This is a genomic window from Mycobacterium syngnathidarum (assembly GCF_001942625.1).
Classification (GTDB): Bacteria; Actinomycetota; Actinomycetes; order Mycobacteriales; family Mycobacteriaceae; genus Mycobacterium; species Mycobacterium syngnathidarum.
Window position 1 is genome coordinate 64,165 of the sequence record NZ_MLCL01000054.1, and the last position, 15,375, is coordinate 79,539.

Here is a 15,375-nt window from a genome sequence, read left to right on the forward strand (position 1 = left end):
GAGGGCATATGGGCAACCTGCACGTCATCGATCACCCCCTGATCCAGCACAAGCTGACTCTTATGCGTCAGAAAGATGTGTCCACCAAGGGTTTTCGCCAACTTCTCAACGAGATCTCGATGCTGATGAGCTATGAAGTGCTTCGTGACATCCCGGTACGCGACATCGATATAGAGACACCTCTGGAATCCACCACGGGCGCGGTGATCGATGGCAAGAAACTGGTGTTCGTTTCCATTCTGCGGGCCGGCAGCGGCATCCTTGACGGCATGCTCAGCGTGATGCCGAATGCCAGGGTCGGCCACATCGGCCTGTATCGCGATCCGAAGACCCGAGTGGCGGTGGAATATTACTTCAAGCTTCCGGGCGACTTGCGCGAACGCGATGTGGTGGTCGCCGATCCCATGCTGGCCACCGGCAATTCGGCTGTCGCCGCCATCGACCGGATCAAAGAATACGAGCCGCGATCGATCAAGTTCGTCTGCCTGCTGACATGTCCGGAGGGAGTGGCGACGCTGCACGAGGCACACCCCGAGGTGCCGATCTACACCGCAGCCCTCGACCGGGAACTCGACGAGCGGGGCTATATCCGTCCCGGGGTGGGCGACGCCGGCGACCGCATCTTCGGAACCAAGTGACAACGCACCGTTGGGGTCTGGGCGCATTCTTCATCGTCGAGGCCGTCTATCTCCTCGCCTCGGCAGCTTTCGGCATATTGGCACCCGCCGGTGCCCCGCCCGTCTGGCTGATCACCTTGGCGATCGGGGTGCCCACCCTGGCCGCCGCGACGCTGGCCATCGCGATTGCAGCATGGCGTGGCAACGGCCCCCGTCTCGACTTTCGGTGGCAATGGTCCTGGCGCGCCGTCGGTCTGGGGTTGGCCTTCGGCGTCGGCGGGCTGTTCGTCACGCTACCGGCCGCGTTGCTCTACCAGTCGATCCTCGGGCCGGACGCGACATCGGCCGTGGGAGCCGTCTACCAAGGAGTGCGGACATCTTGGCCCTTGGCGGTGACTGTGCTGGTTCTGGTCGCCGTCATCGCCCCGATCTGCGAAGAGGTGGTGTATCGCGGACTGCTGTGGGGAGCGCTCGAACAACGTTGGGGGCGGATCACCGCCGCGGTGGTGTCCACCCTGGTGTTTGCGCTGGCTCACCTGGAACCGCAGCGGGCCCCGTTGCTGTTGGTGGTGGCAATTCCCATTGCGTTGGCCCGGCTGTTCTCCGACAGTCTCTGGGGCGGGATCATCGCGCATCAAGTGACCAACCTGCTGCCGGGCATCGTGATGATGTTCAGCCTGCTGGGAATGATGCCGACCGGTTGAGGTGCTAGCGCTTGCGATCTCGCACCTTGTAGGTCGAGGGCCACGACATGCGGGATTCGTCGCCCACCAACGGGGTTCCCGATCCGCCGACCCGGACGTCGTACGCTTCCTGCCCGGCGCCGACCTCGCGGTTGGCATGCTCCTGGGCCAGGTAGTAGAGCTGGTCGATCTCGGCCTCGGAGAACGCCACGAACGTGGTCTTGCGGACGATGTCGTTCATGCCCGCGGTCATCCGGTCGGGCAGGACACGGGAGGCCAGTGCCGCCAGACCCAGCAGGGTGAACGGGATGACCCAATAGCAGGTGAACGACAGCGGCGACTTGGTGTCCAGGATCGTGGCGTCCCCTTGCACGATGGGAGGGATCGCCGCGGAGATCGTCATCCCGGCGAATGCGCCGACCCAGATCCAGGTCAGGATCTTGACAATCCGTTGGAACAGATCGCTTTCCACGACACCGGGTGGTTGGCCTGCCGCGGCGAACTCCATCACAAACGGCTTGCCGATCAGCTGACCGATCAAGGCGACCAGGAAGATGCCTGCGGTGCTCAGCGGCTGTATCCAGCGCTCCATGACGTCCTGGCTCAGCACCAGCGTCAAGATCGTCAGCACGACGAAGGTCGCGAGTGCACCGACCTCCAGGGTGCGCCCCGGCGTCCCGGAGATCCTGCTGATGACGAACGTGGCGATGGCCGTCGCCAATGCCACCAGCACCGCAACCAAAAACGGCACGTTGCCGACCAGTACCCAATAGATGATCCACGGCGCGAAGCCAAACAGGATGCCCACGAGCGCCCAGTCTAGGGGCTTACCGTTGATGCGACGGCAACTACCCGGCTCGGCGTCAGCCCTCGCTCTGCCTGTTGTTGCGACGCCACTCAGAGATCTTGCGGCCCATCGAGTCGGCCACACTGGTCGCGGCTTGTCCCACGCCGTCGACGACGCCACCCAAACCATCCCGGATGCCCCGGACCAACGGGTCGTCCGACTGATCGAAACCGTCCTTGTAGTGGCGTGCCGCCGCACTGACATCGTCGGCCCAGCTCGCAGTGGCATCGTCGGACCGCCGGGGGTAGTTGCCGGCCATGATCGCGCCATATCCGCCGGTATCGACCCACTTGGTCAGGTCAGCCGCCCGAAGCACCGAGAAGGGATGCGTCTGCAACTCCAGGTTGAGCAGTTTGAGCACCCCGTCGCGCATGTCTCCGGTCGCGTCATAGTCGCGGGCCTGGGCAAGGAACGCCTGCGAGTCGAGTTTGTCGAGGTGCCGGCCCGCCGCCAATTTCAACTCGACCCGGATCGCCATGTCGAAGTCCTGCCCGCACAGCAGTCCCGCGCGATCCCCCGAAAGTTCGGATTTGCGTTGCCATTCCTGCAAGGCCGCGACGATTGCCCGCAACGCCCAGCCACCGATCGGGACGAAGCCGAACGATGAGGCCAACCGCAGCAGATGATGGAGCATCGTGCGGTAGACCGCGTGGCCGCTGAGCGCATGGCCCAGTTCGTGACCGATGACGAAGCGCATCTCGTCATGTGTCATCAGCTCGTACATGCCCGAGGTGATGACGATGAACGGGTCCTCCATGCCGATGCAGTACGCGTTGGCTTCCGGCGACTGGACGATGAACAACTCCGGTCGCACCGGAGCGTCGAGCACCTGTACGCATTCGTCGAGCAACGCATCGAGATCGGCGAACTGCCGCGGCCCCACCCGGGCGGAACTGGCCAGATAGAGCAACCGGTGCTTGCGCTCGCGCAGCATGCCGGACAGCACCTTGAGGACCTGATCGAATCCCTTGAGCCGGCGCAACGCGGTCAGCGCAGTCCGGTCCGCCGGATGTTCCCAAGCGCGCGAACTGATGCCGGGAAATACGGTCCGCGTGGTCGCTGGTGTCTGATCCATCGATGCTCTGCGCCCTTCGTCGTCTACAGCACAAAGCCTACGGAGGGTTGAGCCACTGCGGACGCACGAATATCAGGCGTCAGGCGATGATGCGGACCAGATAGGGCGTCATGCCCTCGCCGCGCACCGGGGTGACCGCGACAGCGGGCTCGGTGCCCTGGATCATCTGGTTGTTGCCGAGGTAGAGCGCCACACTCTGGGTGCCCTCGGGTCCGTAGAAGATCAGGTCACCGGGCAGAGCTTGGGACGGCAGCACCTTCTGGCCCACCTTGTACTGCTCGCCCGAGGACCGCGGCATCTTCACACCGGCCCCGGCGAAGGCGTAGACGATCAAGCCGGAGGCGTCGAACCCGACCACATTCGACGAGGGGTCGGGCATCGCCGCGACACCCGGGGTGGTGAGTACGGGTGCCTGCACTGCCGGGGTGGACAGGCCCGGTGTCAAACCGCCGCCCGCCGCGAGCGGCGGGGTCACCGGCGTCACCCCCGGAGCGGGCACGGTGCGGGCGATACCGCGGGTCGGCCCGTTGACATCGCCGCCGCCATAGCTGAAGGGCACTCCGCGCTGTGACATGGCGCGCGCGATCACGAGATCGACAAAGCGCTGGTTGCCAGACGGCCGTTCGATCGGTGCGGCGCCGGCCAGTCCGGGAGCCGCTACCAGAAATGCCAGACTGAACAGAAGGGCAAAGGTACGTCTCATCGAACATCAACTCTCTCGACCACCAAAAGTTGGCCTCGACTGCTGGTCGTCGTCAGTCGAGTCAACCATTTGTACCGCTCAGCCGAGAGTTTGCCCAATTTGCATGGGGCACAAGCCCGATCAGATGCGGGAACGTGACCGAACGGTTACAGAACCGGCCGTGGCGGCGAAAACCATTGCGGTGCAGAAGTTGCCGACGGACGACACAACGGCTGCCCGTCACCTGAGACCATGGTGTGCATGCACCCCGATGCGAACCCGCAATCCTGGTCAGCCAGACTCTGGGAGGCGACCGAGCCGACGTTCAGCGCAATCCTGGCGCATCCGTTCCTGACCGGTCTCACCGACGGCAGCCTCGACGACAGCGCATTTGCCCACTACGTCGCGCAGGACGCGCACTACCTGCGCGACTATGCCCGCGCGTTGGCCGTCGTCGGCGCCAAAGCCCCCACCCTGGCCGATACCGCGATGTTCTCCCGGCATGCCGCGGAGATCTTCGACGTCGAACTTGGCTTACACAACGAATTGCTGCCCGAACTCGGGCTGGACGTCGAGGCTCTGAACGCGACGCCGGTCGCGCCGACCACGCGCGCCTACACGAGCTATCTGCTGGCGGCCGGCTACGGCGGAACCTTCGCCGAGGGGCTGGCCGCGGTACTTCCCTGTTACTGGATCTACGCCCGGGTCGGGGCCGCGTTGCTGGAACAGGGTTCGCCGGATCCGCGCTATCAGCGTTGGATCGACAGTTACGGTGGCGAGGAATTCGCCGCCACGGTGGCCGAGGTGCTCGATCTGACCGATCGGCTGGGGCCGACGCTGGGCGGGACGGACGAAGCCGCCGCACGAGCCCATTTCGTGGTCACGGCGAAATATGAGTGGATGTTCTTCGACGCGGCCCATCGCCGCGAGCAGTGGCCGATCTAGCGGCCCACCCCGCCCGCACCGGCGCCAGGCGCCGGTGCGGGACGGAGCCGGCTACCTGAACTATTTGAGCGCGGCCAGGGCGGCGTCGTAGTCCGGCTCCTGGGCGATCTCGGGCACCAGTTCGGTGTAGGCCACGTTGCCGTCGGCGCCGATCACCACGACGGCACGACCCAGCAGCCCGGCCATCGGGCCATCGGCCAACGCGATTCCGAAATCCTCACCGAAGCTGTCGCGGAAGGCCGACGCGGTGGTGACATTCTCGATGCCCTCGCCGCCGCAGAAACGCTTCTGTGCGAACGGCAGGTCCTTGGACACGCACAGCACGGCCGCACCGGCTCCGGCGGCACGCTCGTTGAAAGTACGCACGCTGGTGGCGCACACCGGGGTGTCGACCGACGGGAAGATGTTCAGCAGCACTGCCTTACCCGCGAACTGATCGTTGGTGACGGCACCGAGGTCGGTGCCGACGAGCGAAAAGCTGGGGGCCGGGCTACCGACTGCGGGCAGTTCGCCGACGGTGTTGATGGGGTTTCCGCGCAAGGTTATCTGTGCCATGGAGCACAGTCTGTCAAAACCCGATGTCCCGCGGGCCGCCCGGGGTGCGACGATGGTGGCGATGATCGATCTGCCCGACGCGGTGCGCGCGATGGGCACGCGGGGTCCGCAGTGGCAATCCTGGGTAGATGGTCTGCCGAGACAGGTTCGCAACCACCTCACCGAATGGGAGTTGCGCGCCGACGGGACCGCCCTGCACGGGTATTGCTCGCTCGTCCTGCCGGTTCAGACGGCCGACGGTGTACCCGCGGTTCTCAAGGCCGCCTACCCGGACGACGAGTCCGAACACGAACACCTGGCGCTGCGCCGGTGGAAAGGCGAAGGGGCAGTGCGGTTGCTGCGCGCCGACCCACACCGCAGGATCATGTTGCTGGAACGACTGGAGCAACGAAACCTCGACGAGCTCTGGGATATCGAGGCCTGTGAGATCGTCGCCGGGCTCTACGGCCGTATACACGTGCCGGCCCTGCCCCGGCTGCGGTCACTGGCCGACTGCACCGCGCGCTGGACCGCCGATTTGACCCAGCTCCCCCGCAACGCCCCGGTGCCGCGCCGGCTGGTGGAGCAGGCGATCGCCCTCGGCGGGGATCTGGTCACCGATCCGGCGGCTACCGGCACCCTGATCCACGGCGACCTGCACTATGAGAACGTCCTCGCCGCTGACCGCGAGCCGTGGTTGGTGATCGATCCCAAGCCGCTGAACGGCGACCCGCACTACGAGGTCGCGCCGATGCTGTGGAACCGCTGGGACGAACTGGCCGGATATGTTCGCGAGGGCGTCCGGCGGCGGTTGTCGGCCCTGGTCGACGCCGCCGGGCTGGAAGCCGATCGGGCCCGAGCCTGGGTGATCGTGCGGATGCTGCACAACGCGATGTGGGAGCTGACCGAGGCAGCTGAACCCGACGTGGACTGGTTGACCACCTGTGTGGCGATCGCAAAGGCCGTGCAGGATTGAGATGCTCAGATGACTTTGTAGGTGAGGTCGTACAACGCACCTGCCCCGTTGAACTGCTGGGTGAGCTCGCCGCGCCCCTGCTCGTCCGAACGGATGAGTATCGATCCCACGTCCTGCATCTCGTCGGTCTGGTCATCCACCTCACGCAACACGATCTCCAGCTGGCCGTCGAACGGCAGCAGCCGGTCCAGATCCACCACATCCCCCTGGCACATCGATACAGCCTTGAACTGGAACCCATCAGCCCTGCTGATACTGAGCTCGTCGGTTCCACCGGAGTCCTGGGTCTTGACGGCCCGGAGTTCCGACAACTTGGCGAACAACGACATGGCATCCTCCGTTGGATCTTCCCCGCCAGCGGTAGCTGACGAAGTTGATTCTCGAGTTGCCGGCCCGTAGGCCACATGCGTAGTGCGCTACTTGAATCTGATCTGCGCAAGGGTGCCCGGGCGCGGTTCCCGGCGAGCCGCCAGGAACCGCATCAGGCCTGTTCAAGATGCAGATATTGCACTCTGCAGACGCCCTCGCCACCAGGCCAGACGGTCCGGGTCGGTAACCGCGTACCGCTGGAGGCGATCCCGCTCCGGTGCCGGTGGCATCGGAGCCACGGGCAGGTAGCCATCGACCGGCAGCAGGGACCGCGAGTCCGCGACCAGATCGCCGGCAAGCAACCCCCTGGTGCCCAGCTCACACGCGAACGCCAACTCGGGTAATGCCCCGGCCAGCGCGAGCCCTGCGGCCAGGCCGATGGTGGTCTCCAGCGTCGAACTCACCACACAGGGCAACCCGCAGGACTCGGCCACCCGCAACGCGCGGCGAGCCCCGCCCAGCGGTCCACTGGCGAGCACGGCGATGTCAGCCACGTCGCCGAGCCGACGACCCATCGGATCATCGGCGTGGCGAATCGACTCGTCGGCCGCGATGGGCACCTCGACCCGACGCCTCACCTGCGACAGCGCATCGGGCGTCCGGCACGGTTGGGCGACAAACTCGAGTCCGCCGGCCGCCCGCTCGAGCGCTGCGATGGCGTTGACAGCGGTGTCCGGATCCCACCGGCCTTTGGCGTCGCATCGGATCACTCCGCCGGCGCCCAGACCGTCGCGCACGGCCTGCACCCGCTCGACGTCCTGTGCCAGCGCCCCGGCAGCCACCTCGACCGCAGCGGTGCGGCAACCGGATGCAGCGGCGATCGCACGGGCGCGGGCGGCGTCGACGGCGGGCACGGTGACCGCGATCGGGACTCGTCCGCGGACCGGGTCGGGCCAGCCGACGGTGCCCGGTTCGGTGGCCGCGGTCAGCCATCGGGCCAGTGCACGGTCGTTCGGCAGTGGGCTGAACTCTCCCCACCCTTGAGGCCCCTCAAGGAGCATGCCCTCGCGGACGGTGAGCCCGCCGACCGGCGCGATGATCGGGATGGCGAAGACGGGCGCGCGCTCGAAGTCGATCAGGGTCTGCACAAGCAGGTGACGCTAGCGGACCGGCCCGGCCCCGCGCCGACAACGGCGCAACTGCCGGTGCCGTCGCAGCGCGCCGCCTAGACTGCGCGCATAGGTCCGGGCAGGTTCAGCTCATGAGGAGACAGCCGATGACGAGCGCAGTGTGGCGCGCGATTCTCACCGTGGCGTCGGCCGCGGTGCTGTCAGCCGGGTCGATGGCGGTCGCCACGATCGTGACTCCGGCCCCCAGCTCAGCGTGCCCGCCCGGAGAAACGGGCGTGACCAATGGTTGCTCACCGTTCTGCCTGCCTGGCCGGCAGCTCGACCTCGCAACCGGGCTGTGCCTGCCGGTGCCGCCGCCGGCTGTCCCGAATGGTGTTGCGACACCGGCTTTCTAAGCCGCTACGCTGTGCATCATGGCGCAGGTATTGACGGTCAACGTGGCCCATCCACGGCCCAACACCGCCGAGGGGCGTGCCGTCACCGGCATCGACAAGCGACCCGTCGACACGGCGGTCGCGGTGCGCGCTCCCGGGCCGATGCACGGCGGGCTCGGTAGCGGCCTGGTCGGCGACACGATCGGTGACCAGCAGTTCCACGGCGGCGATGACCAGGCGGTGTACGCCTACGCACGTGAAGACCTCGACACCTGGCAGACCGATCTGGACCGAGAGATAGCCAACGGTGTGTTCGGCGAGAATCTCACCACCGCCGGCGTCGACGTCACCAACGCCGTCATCGGTGAACGGTGGCGCGTCGGGTCCGACGGGCTTGAGCTCGAGGTGTCCCGTCCGCGCATCCCGTGCCGGACGTTCGCAAACTGGTTACAGATCAACGGATGGGTCAAAACCTTTACCAGAACTGCGATCCCGGGTGCCTATCTACGGCTGGTGACGCCGGGATCGGTCTCCGCAGGCGATGAGATCGTGGTGACCGAGCGGCCCGACCATGACATCACCGTCGGTTTTGTGTTCCGCGCCCTGACCCTGGAGCCACAGCACCTGGCCGCCATCCTGCGGGCACCCGCCCTCCCGGAACCCTTGCGAGACCTGGCCGAACGGCGCACCGCCACCACCTGATTCGCGGTGTTCGCTTGCGCTGCAGTCTATTCCGGCCAGCTGCTGGCCAAGATCACCCCGACGAAATCCTGGCGCGCGAGGTCGCGTGGTCACTGGTCGTGTATCTCAAGCGGGTCGGTGGCCAGTCGCAGTTCTCCACGCTGGTCGAGTCGGACGCACCCGCGGACCACAGCGTGAAAAGCCTTGCGGCCCTGGCCTCGTTGAGTACCCGACAGCTGACCCGGCTGTTTCAGGCCGAGCTGGGCACTACACCGGCGCGCTACGTGGAAACGGTGCGGATCGATGTCGCGCGGGCAGCCCTCGACGCAGGCCACCCGGTGGCCGAATCAGCCCGGCTGGCCGGGTTCGGAAGCGCCGAGACCCTACGACGTGTGTTCGTCAACCATCTCGGGCTGTCGCCGAAGGCCTACCGGGATCGTTTCCGCACCACGTTCGGCGGTTGACCTGTCACGGTCAGACCCAGCGCGGAAGCTCCTTGCCGATGAGCGGCGCGATCTTGTCGGCCATGTAGGCATGGCCCGCATCGGTGGGATGTATGCCGTCGGCGCCGATCAGCTCCGGGCGATCGAAGAACCAGCGCTCGGCGATGGGATCGACGAACGTCGCACCCACCTGGTGGGCCTGATCGCGCAGAATGTCGCGCACACCCAGCAGATTCGGCGGCACCTCGGCATTCACCCACGGCGGTCCGATCACCAGGATCCGAGCGGTCGGAGCGGAAAGACGGGCCCTGGTCAGGGCATCGTGGCTCAAGCGCGTGACCGCACCCAGATCGGCGTCCTTGTCGTTGCGCGACCCGAAGAAGACGATCAACGCGTCGTCGGGCTGCACGGCCCTCGCCGTCAGGTCCGCGAAAACGTTGCCGTGGTTGCCGCGGGCCTCGTAGCCGGCGCCACCTTCGGCCACCACATCGGCATCCACCTGCACGCCGCGGTCGGCCAGCTCCTTCCAGGCCAGCGGGGCCCAGTTCCGCGGGCCCATCCCACCCTCGGCGAGCATGCCCGTGGTGTAGGAGTCACCGATCACTGCGATGTGGCTGATCTGCGGATCGAGTCCCGAGGTGACATAGCGCCGGGGCGGAGCCTGGGTGAACAGCCCCACCACGAGGGCAAGCGAGACGATGAAAGTGGCCAGACGACTCACTGCAACCTCCACTGCCGGCGAGACCCAGTTCGCCCCGGACCGCGATACCGAAACAGCCTATTGTGTGAACCCCGGCCGTTGATAGGCGGCCGGTGACACAGTGATAACAAGGGCATAACAACCTGTCGCACAGCGGGTTTGGAAGGTTACAACGGTCAGCCGGCGCGGGCGGCGACCTCGTCGGACCGGTCCTCGGTATCGATCCGGTGCAGCTTGGTGTTGGCCTGCTCAACCGGCCGGATATCGACCATTCTGCGCATCCAGCGCCTGGCCGGCTCCTCCACGAGGTGATAGAGCGCGATCGCACCCACCAGTGAGATCGCGAACAGGCCGAGCAGCGTGGCCTTGCCGGAAAGGGTGGGCGTCAGGGTCAACTCGAACTGCCGGGTGGTCCAGATCCAGGCGGTATGGACCAACTCGTGCACCATGTACAGGCCGAACGAGATTTGTCCGCCGTAGACCAGCAGCCGGGTGGACAACAACGCCGGAAGGCTGCCGACCCCGACCGCCATGGCGACCACCAGCGGCACGAACAGGATGTCGACCATGCCGCCGGCGTCACCGACAGTGTTCATCGGATGGTCGTCGAAGAAGTAGAGCCCGCCGACGATCACGGCGCCCAGCACGATCGACAGATAGCCCGCGCGCTTCTGAGTGCGCTCCGTCAGGTGCAGCTTGCGCACCGCCGCGCACGCCAGTGCTCCCGCGGTGAACTGCATGACGATCCGCGGCAACCAACTCCACGGGGTGTAGAAGTGGCCGGTGGCCATCAGGAGCACCACCGGAGGCAGCGCCGCGGCGATCGCCAGCAGGACCAGGCTTCGCGCCCGGGTGGCCCGTGCGATCCGGAAGATCACCAGGATCAGCGCTCCGAACAGCAGGTAGGCCAGCCATTCGGCACTGATCGACCACGCCGGCCCATCCCAGCTCGAACCGTCGAAGTAGGGCTCAAACCACAACTGGACCAGGAAGAGTTGGCGCACATAGCTGACGGCGTTGTAGCCGCTGGTGTCCTCGGGCGGGACGTGTCCGACGTTGAGCGTGAAGATCAGCCACAACGCGGCAAGGTGCAACGTGACGAGGTATACCGGCCACACTCGCGACAGCCGCAGCCACAGGAAGTGCAACGTGGCCCGGGTAGACCAGGTCGGCCCCATCCGGTCGATGTAATTCCAGGTCAGGACGAATCCGCTGAGGATGAAGAACAGATCGACGCCCTGCGCGCCCCGGTCCAGCACGGGAGCCAACGCCTCGGTGACGTCAGGTGCCACCTGATAGAGCAGAGGCCGGAAGTGGAAAAGGACCACCCACACCGCCGCGACGATGCGCAGCCCCGTCAGGGCCTTGATCTCTGCGCCGCGCACAACACCCTTTTCCGTCTCCACCCAGCTGATTCGTCACATCGCTGTTTTGTCATGTCATAGCCGCGGCTGACCGGGCGAATCGGACCGCGATCGGCGCAACCGGCAGCCCTCGCAGACTAGCAGCGTGCCGATCAACCGGATGTTGGCCGCGCCGTGTGTAGCTCCTGTGAGATGCCTGGGCATCGCAAACGGCGGCCCGGGTGATCTTGTGCAGCAAGGGATTGCCCCTCCGGCGCGGGCCCACCGGAGTGCCATCGAGCAGCCCACGACGGGGGTGTCCGCTCAATGGCAGTCGGCCCAGCAGCCGGATAGGCTCGAGGGTGTGATCTCTCGGGGAGGTTTGAGATGACCGGCATCATCGGCCGCTGCGCGGCGGGCGTGGGCGCTGTCTTGGCGCCATTCGGTTTGATGGCGGTGGTCACGGTGGCCACACCTGCGGTCAGCTGGGCCGACTGCGGGGCCGGAGAATGGTGGGACCCGGTGGCGAGTGTGTGTCGCCCGCCGGTCGTTCCGTTGGGTTGTGAGAACGGCTCGTGGTGGGACCCGGTGGCCAATACCTGCCGCCCGCCGGTGGTGCCGCCACCGCCGATGTGCGACAACGGCTGGTGGTGGGATCCGGTCGGGAACGCTTGCCGGCCGCCGGTGATCCCGCCGGGCTGATCGCTGCGTGCCGAAGCGTCAGGGCATCGGCACCGAGGAGCCGTCGTAGTTGCGGGCGTTGTTGTTGAGCGTATTCATCCACGCGCGGAGCTTGGCTTGGCCGACCAACGCCGGGATCGGGCCGCTGGCCGGGTTGTCCGGTACGGCATCGGTCAGCTGCCACGGCTGGCAACCACTCGTCTTGAACGCCTTGTCAGTGGCCTCGATCGTGATGACCTGTGGTTTCTTGGTGAATGCGTTGTCGATGATGTCGCCGCCGTGCAGATCGGCCATCCGCTTCCAGTAGCACGTTCCACCCTCGACCGGGCCGGCTGATGCGTAGTTGCCCGGTTGGATGTCGGTACCGACCACAAAGAGGCCGTCGTGGTCGATGGCCTGGGCGGCCGCAGGCGCCGCGGGCGGCGGGGCATCGGGTGCCGCCGCGACCGGCCCCGGCGGCGGACCGGGGGGCGGGCCGGGCAGCGGACCCGGCGCGGGGACAGGTGCCGGAGTCTCCGGATCCGCGGCGGCGATGCCACTGAACGCCCCACCTGCGGACACCGCCAAGGCGGCAGCGAAGATCACGGCTTTCATCGGCTTCATGAAAACCCAGCGTACCGGGTACGGCGGTGTGGTCGGACGGGCTCGGCAGGAGCGGTGCGTTGCCAGAACCAGCTGACGTGATCTGTGGCACGCTCGCGGTGTGGAGCCTCCGCATCCCGATTCCGGCGTACCTCACCTGGCCGACGTCGTCCCCTCGGTCCTGGCCGCGATGGGGGTCCCTGGTTTCGATGCGCGCATTCCGTTGCCCGGCCCGATCCGCGGGGCATGTGTCCTGTTGATCGATGGGCTCGGCGCCGAGCTGCTCGCCGAGCATGCCCGGATCGCGCCGGTCCTGTCGGGCCTGGCGGATCAGTCGCCGTCGCGGACCCTGTGCGTCGGATATCCGTCGACGACGGCAGCGGGGTTGGCGGCGATCGGCACCGGGTGCCGTTCCGGCGAGCACGGTTTCGTCGGCTACTCGTTTCGGGTCCCCGAGGCCGGCCCGGAATTCGACGTCATCAATGCGTTGCGCTGGCGGCCCCATCCGTGGGGCCCAGACCTGCGCGAACGCGTGGTGCCCGAGCAGGTACAGCCGTCGCCCACCACGTTCGAGCGCGCCGCTTCGGCCGGATTCGACGTCTCGGTCGTCTCGAGCGCCGAGCACGCCCGGTCTGGCCTGAGCCGGGCGCTGCTGCGGGGTGCCCGTTATGTCGGTGCACACGCCCTCGGCGACCTGGCCGCCGAAGTCATCTCCGCCGTCGCGGGGTACGGATTCTGCTACGGGTATCACGCCGACCTCGACCTGGTGGGCCACCTGCACGGCCCCGGCTCTCCGGCGTGGTGCATGCAATTGCGGCAGGTGGACCGCCTGGTGGAATCGGTGTTGACGGCGCTGCCCGCAGAGTGCCTGCTGGCGGTGGTGGCCGACCACGGAATGGTCACGGTGGACCAGGCCGCGGTCACCGACATCGACGCGTGCGAGCCACTGCGCGCCGGCGTGGTCGCCGTGGGCGGCGAGGCTCGCGCCCGCCATGTCTATACCGCCGCCGGGGCGGCCGACGACGTCCTGACAACCTGGCGCGCCACGCTGGCTGAGTCCGCATGGGTGATGTCACGGGAAGAAGCCATAGCAGCCGGCTGGTTCGGTGACCGGGTGCGAGACGACGTCCGGGGCCGCATCGGTGATGTCGTCGCCGCCGCCCGCGGATCGGCCGCACTACTGCGACGAACCGCCGAACCCATGGAGTCCGCATTGATCGGCCAGCACGGCTCGCTGACGAGTGCCGAGCAGTATGTCCCACTGCTCGCCGCGATCAGTTGAGCAAACCGCACACCCCGAACAGGCTTAGATGGGCTAAGATTCACCGCATGAAGCTTGCAGGGCTGGCAGCAATCGGTGCCGCGGCGGCTATCGCCTTCGCCGCTCCCGCACACGCCGATCCGGACACGGATTTCGCCAACGAGTTGCACACTTTCGGTATCTATGGGCAGAAGGACTACAACGCCTGGATCGGCAAGATCATGTGCAAGCGGTTGCACAACGGCGTCGACCACAACGCCCAGGACTCAGTCGGTTTCGTCAAGAAGCAGCTGGATAAGGACAGCACCGACGCTCAGTCGTGGCAGTTCCTGGGTACCGCCATCAACTACTACTGCCCCGATCAGCGCTTTGTCTACGAACAGGCCGCTACGTAGCCGTAGTCTGATTTCCGACGCCGATCTGAAGATTTTGGAGCGAGATGTTGAATCGCAAGAGTCTCAATAACCTGATCCGCACCAGCGTGGCTGCGTGTGCCGTGGCCGGCAGCCTGGCCGGCGCCGGGATCGCAAGCGCCGATGCCACCGACGACTACCCGATCCCCAACCGCATCCTCAAGACACCGTGCACCGCCGAGCAGATCATGGCCGCCGCCCGCGACGTCGAGCCCGTCTACTACGAGCGCTACATGATCGACTACAACAACAAGCCCGTCGCCGATCAGCAGGGCGCCCAGGACCGGATCCACTGGTTCTTCTCCATGGACTACGCCGGCCGCCGCCAGTACTCCGAGAACATGGCCACCAACGCCTTCTTCGAGAACATGTCCTGGCGCTGGCCGAACTGGGCCAAGCTGTTCTTCAACAACAAGGGCGTCGCGGCCAACACCACCGACGTCTGCCAGAACTACCCGCCCAACGACATGTCCGTCTGGAACTGGCACTAATCCGAAGATTCGTGACGGTTGGGGCTCACCGCCAACACGGCGGTGAGCCTCGCTGATTCCGTTAGCTCCATCACAGTCGGCAGTCCCACCTGGCCCTGTCTACCTTCGAAGTGTGTTAGATCGCGGCGCATAAGGCCGCTTGACCTCCGGTTACGTACCGCGAGGCGGTGAATCGCCATCGCCCCCCGGGCAGGCGCGCGGATGCGGCGCCACACCTGCGTCACCGTTTTGCCACTCATTTAAATAGGCTAATATCTCGCTAACTTTAGTTAGCCATTCGGCTAGACAACGAGGCGTGATCGAGGTGAACATGGTGCAGACGTACTGCCCCACCGACTGCCGTGCCGTCGGCATGTCGACACCGCCCTGCCTCCCCATTGCCCATATCGCCCACAATCGACGGACCGGTGCCATTTCACGATGACCAACGCGACGAAAAGCTCTCGCCGGAAACAGTTTTCAATCACAGGCCTGGCCAAGAGGTTCTGGATTCCGTTGATCATCGCCGCAGTGGTGCTGGTCGGCGGCTTCACGGTGATGCGGGTTCGCACGTTCTTCGCCGCAGGCGACGGCACCGGCATCTCCAGCACCAAGGTCGATGACACCAA

The 15,375-nt window shown here is 66.2% G+C and carries 20 protein-coding genes and 1 pseudogene; 12 read left to right on the forward strand and 9 right to left on the reverse strand.

Annotation, left to right across the window (positions count from 1 at the left end; genetic code table 11):
• Nucleotides 1–8: 8 nt before the first annotated feature.
• Both upp and BKG60_RS14790 read left to right on the forward strand, forming a co-directional pair.
• Entirely contained in the window at nt 9–638 is a 630-nt protein-coding gene (gene upp / locus BKG60_RS14785) for a uracil phosphoribosyltransferase (protein WP_075909712.1), read from the forward strand.
• Nucleotides 635–1,321 (forward strand): CPBP family intramembrane glutamic endopeptidase, encoded by a 687-nt coding sequence (locus BKG60_RS14790; RefSeq protein WP_075909713.1) that lies wholly within the window; start codon nt 635–637, stop codon nt 1,319–1,321. The genes upp and BKG60_RS14790 overlap by 4 nt, the downstream gene beginning before the upstream one ends.
• A gap of 4 nt (nt 1,322–1,325) precedes the next feature.
• Here the strand turns inward: BKG60_RS14790 and BKG60_RS14795 are convergent, their stop codons facing one another.
• The 3 genes from BKG60_RS14795 to ripD all read right to left on the reverse strand — a co-directional run bounded on the left by BKG60_RS14795 (nt 1,326) and on the right by ripD (nt 3,925).
• Nucleotides 1,326–2,108 carry a hypothetical protein gene (locus BKG60_RS14795; RefSeq protein ID WP_075909714.1) on the reverse strand — a complete coding sequence of 261 codons (783 nt, stop codon included), beginning with the start codon at nt 2,106–2,108 and terminating at the stop codon, nt 1,326–1,328.
• A gap of 55 nt (nt 2,109–2,163) precedes the next feature.
• Nucleotides 2,164–3,222 carry a M48 family metallopeptidase gene (locus BKG60_RS14800; protein WP_075909715.1) on the reverse strand — a complete coding sequence of 353 codons (1,059 nt, stop codon included), beginning with the start codon at nt 3,220–3,222 and terminating at the stop codon, nt 2,164–2,166.
• Nucleotides 3,223–3,301: 79 nt separating this feature from the next.
• Nucleotides 3,302–3,925 carry an NlpC/P60 family peptidoglycan-binding protein RipD gene (ripD, locus tag BKG60_RS14805; RefSeq protein WP_070188053.1) on the reverse strand — a complete coding sequence of 208 codons (624 nt, stop codon included), beginning with the start codon at nt 3,923–3,925 and terminating at the stop codon, nt 3,302–3,304.
• A 240-nt stretch (nt 3,926–4,165) separates the two neighbouring features.
• Between ripD and tenA the strand changes: the two genes are divergently transcribed.
• A complete protein-coding gene (gene tenA / locus BKG60_RS14810; protein ID WP_070188078.1) occupies nt 4,166–4,849 on the forward strand; it encodes a thiaminase II in 684 nt (227 codons plus the stop codon).
• 60 nt (nt 4,850–4,909) lie between these two features.
• Here tenA and tpx read toward each other — a convergent pair whose 3' ends face one another.
• Nucleotides 4,910–5,404 (reverse strand): thiol peroxidase, encoded by a 495-nt coding sequence (tpx, locus tag BKG60_RS14815; RefSeq protein WP_070188052.1) that lies wholly within the window; start codon nt 5,402–5,404, stop codon nt 4,910–4,912.
• Between the two features lie 61 nt (nt 5,405–5,465).
• Between tpx and BKG60_RS14820 the strand changes: the two genes are divergently transcribed.
• Nucleotides 5,466–6,359, forward strand: coding sequence for an aminoglycoside phosphotransferase family protein (locus BKG60_RS14820; protein WP_070188077.1), 894 nt, complete (start codon nt 5,466–5,468; stop codon nt 6,357–6,359).
• Nucleotides 6,360–6,364: 5 nt separating this feature from the next.
• On the opposite strand, the gene BKG60_RS14825 is transcribed toward BKG60_RS14820, so the two are convergent.
• Nucleotides 6,365–6,688, reverse strand: a complete 324-nt coding sequence (locus BKG60_RS14825; protein WP_070188051.1) for a hypothetical protein — start codon at nt 6,686–6,688, stop codon at nt 6,365–6,367.
• Between the two features lie 162 nt (nt 6,689–6,850).
• Nucleotides 6,851–7,816, reverse strand: coding sequence for an o-succinylbenzoate synthase (locus tag BKG60_RS14830; RefSeq protein WP_070188050.1), 966 nt, complete (start codon nt 7,814–7,816; stop codon nt 6,851–6,853).
• A gap of 128 nt (nt 7,817–7,944) precedes the next feature.
• On the opposite strand from BKG60_RS14830, the gene BKG60_RS14835 reads away from it, so the two are divergent.
• The 3 genes and pseudogenes from BKG60_RS14835 to BKG60_RS14845 form a co-directional block, all read left to right on the forward strand.
• A complete protein-coding gene (locus BKG60_RS14835; protein ID WP_075909716.1) occupies nt 7,945–8,193 on the forward strand; it encodes a hypothetical protein in 249 nt (82 codons plus the stop codon).
• A gap of 18 nt (nt 8,194–8,211) precedes the next feature.
• A complete protein-coding gene (locus BKG60_RS14840) occupies nt 8,212–8,874 on the forward strand; it encodes an MOSC domain-containing protein (protein WP_070188049.1) in 663 nt (220 codons plus the stop codon).
• Nucleotides 8,823–9,317, forward strand: a pseudogene (locus BKG60_RS14845) (helix-turn-helix domain-containing protein); the annotation flags it as partial. The gene BKG60_RS14840 and the pseudogene BKG60_RS14845, both read left to right, overlap by 52 nt.
• Before the next feature lie 10 nt (nt 9,318–9,327).
• Here BKG60_RS14845 and BKG60_RS14850 read toward each other — a convergent pair.
• Both BKG60_RS14850 and BKG60_RS14855 read right to left on the reverse strand, forming a co-directional pair.
• Nucleotides 9,328–10,017 carry an Rv0518 family GDSL lipase gene (locus BKG60_RS14850; RefSeq protein WP_070188076.1) on the reverse strand — a complete coding sequence of 230 codons (690 nt, stop codon included), beginning with the start codon at nt 10,015–10,017 and terminating at the stop codon, nt 9,328–9,330.
• A 155-nt stretch (nt 10,018–10,172) separates the two neighbouring features.
• Nucleotides 10,173–11,381, reverse strand: a complete 1,209-nt coding sequence (locus BKG60_RS14855) for an acyltransferase family protein (protein WP_070945350.1) — start codon at nt 11,379–11,381, stop codon at nt 10,173–10,175.
• A gap of 345 nt (nt 11,382–11,726) precedes the next feature.
• Between BKG60_RS14855 and BKG60_RS14860 the strand changes: the two genes are divergently transcribed.
• Nucleotides 11,727–12,041 carry a hypothetical protein gene (locus BKG60_RS14860; protein WP_070188048.1) on the forward strand — a complete coding sequence of 105 codons (315 nt, stop codon included), beginning with the start codon at nt 11,727–11,729 and terminating at the stop codon, nt 12,039–12,041.
• Nucleotides 12,042–12,059: 18 nt separating this feature from the next.
• Here BKG60_RS14860 and BKG60_RS31975 read toward each other — a convergent pair whose 3' ends face one another.
• Nucleotides 12,060–12,623, reverse strand: coding sequence for an Rv1352/Rv1906c domain-containing protein (locus tag BKG60_RS31975; protein WP_070945349.1), 564 nt, complete (start codon nt 12,621–12,623; stop codon nt 12,060–12,062).
• A gap of 100 nt (nt 12,624–12,723) precedes the next feature.
• Between BKG60_RS31975 and BKG60_RS14870 the strand changes: the two genes are divergently transcribed.
• From BKG60_RS14870 to BKG60_RS14885, 4 genes are all read left to right on the forward strand, one after another.
• The gene (locus tag BKG60_RS14870; protein WP_070185520.1) at nt 12,724–13,884 is read left to right on the forward strand and encodes an alkaline phosphatase family protein; all 1,161 of its coding nucleotides are present in this window, start codon (nt 12,724–12,726) and stop codon (nt 13,882–13,884) included.
• A 47-nt stretch (nt 13,885–13,931) separates the two neighbouring features.
• Nucleotides 13,932–14,258 carry a DUF732 domain-containing protein gene (locus tag BKG60_RS14875; RefSeq protein ID WP_070185519.1) on the forward strand — a complete coding sequence of 109 codons (327 nt, stop codon included), beginning with the start codon at nt 13,932–13,934 and terminating at the stop codon, nt 14,256–14,258.
• A gap of 44 nt (nt 14,259–14,302) precedes the next feature.
• Entirely contained in the window at nt 14,303–14,767 is a 465-nt protein-coding gene (locus tag BKG60_RS14880; RefSeq protein WP_070185518.1) for a DUF5078 domain-containing protein, read from the forward strand.
• A gap of 420 nt (nt 14,768–15,187) precedes the next feature.
• Nucleotides 15,188–15,375: MmpS family transport accessory protein (locus tag BKG60_RS14885; protein ID WP_242671602.1), on the forward strand; the 188-nt coding region annotated here is incomplete at its 3' end.

Coding starts and splice junctions, on each gene's coding strand:
- upp (WP_075909712.1), top strand. CDS start 9: ATGGGCAACCTGCACGTCATCGATCACCCCCTGATCCAGCACAAGCTG.
- BKG60_RS14800 (WP_075909715.1), bottom strand. CDS start 3,222: ATGGATCAGACACCAGCGACCACGCGGACCGTATTTCCCGGCATCAGT.
- ripD (WP_070188053.1), bottom strand. CDS start 3,925: ATGAGACGTACCTTTGCCCTTCTGTTCAGTCTGGCATTTCTGGTAGCG.
- tenA (WP_070188078.1), top strand. CDS start 4,166: ATGCACCCCGATGCGAACCCGCAATCCTGGTCAGCCAGACTCTGGGAG.
- tpx (WP_070188052.1), bottom strand. CDS start 5,404: ATGGCACAGATAACCTTGCGCGGAAACCCCATCAACACCGTCGGCGAA.
- BKG60_RS14820 (WP_070188077.1), top strand. CDS start 5,466: ATGATCGATCTGCCCGACGCGGTGCGCGCGATGGGCACGCGGGGTCCG.
- BKG60_RS14825 (WP_070188051.1), bottom strand. CDS start 6,688: ATGTCGTTGTTCGCCAAGTTGTCGGAACTCCGGGCCGTCAAGACCCAG.
- BKG60_RS14835 (WP_075909716.1), top strand. CDS start 7,945: ATGACGAGCGCAGTGTGGCGCGCGATTCTCACCGTGGCGTCGGCCGCG.
- BKG60_RS14840 (WP_070188049.1), top strand. CDS start 8,212: ATGGCGCAGGTATTGACGGTCAACGTGGCCCATCCACGGCCCAACACC.
- BKG60_RS14860 (WP_070188048.1), top strand. CDS start 11,727: ATGACCGGCATCATCGGCCGCTGCGCGGCGGGCGTGGGCGCTGTCTTG.
- BKG60_RS31975 (WP_070945349.1), bottom strand. CDS start 12,623: ATGAAGCCGATGAAAGCCGTGATCTTCGCTGCCGCCTTGGCGGTGTCC.
- BKG60_RS14875 (WP_070185519.1), top strand. CDS start 13,932: ATGAAGCTTGCAGGGCTGGCAGCAATCGGTGCCGCGGCGGCTATCGCC.
- BKG60_RS14880 (WP_070185518.1), top strand. CDS start 14,303: ATGTTGAATCGCAAGAGTCTCAATAACCTGATCCGCACCAGCGTGGCT.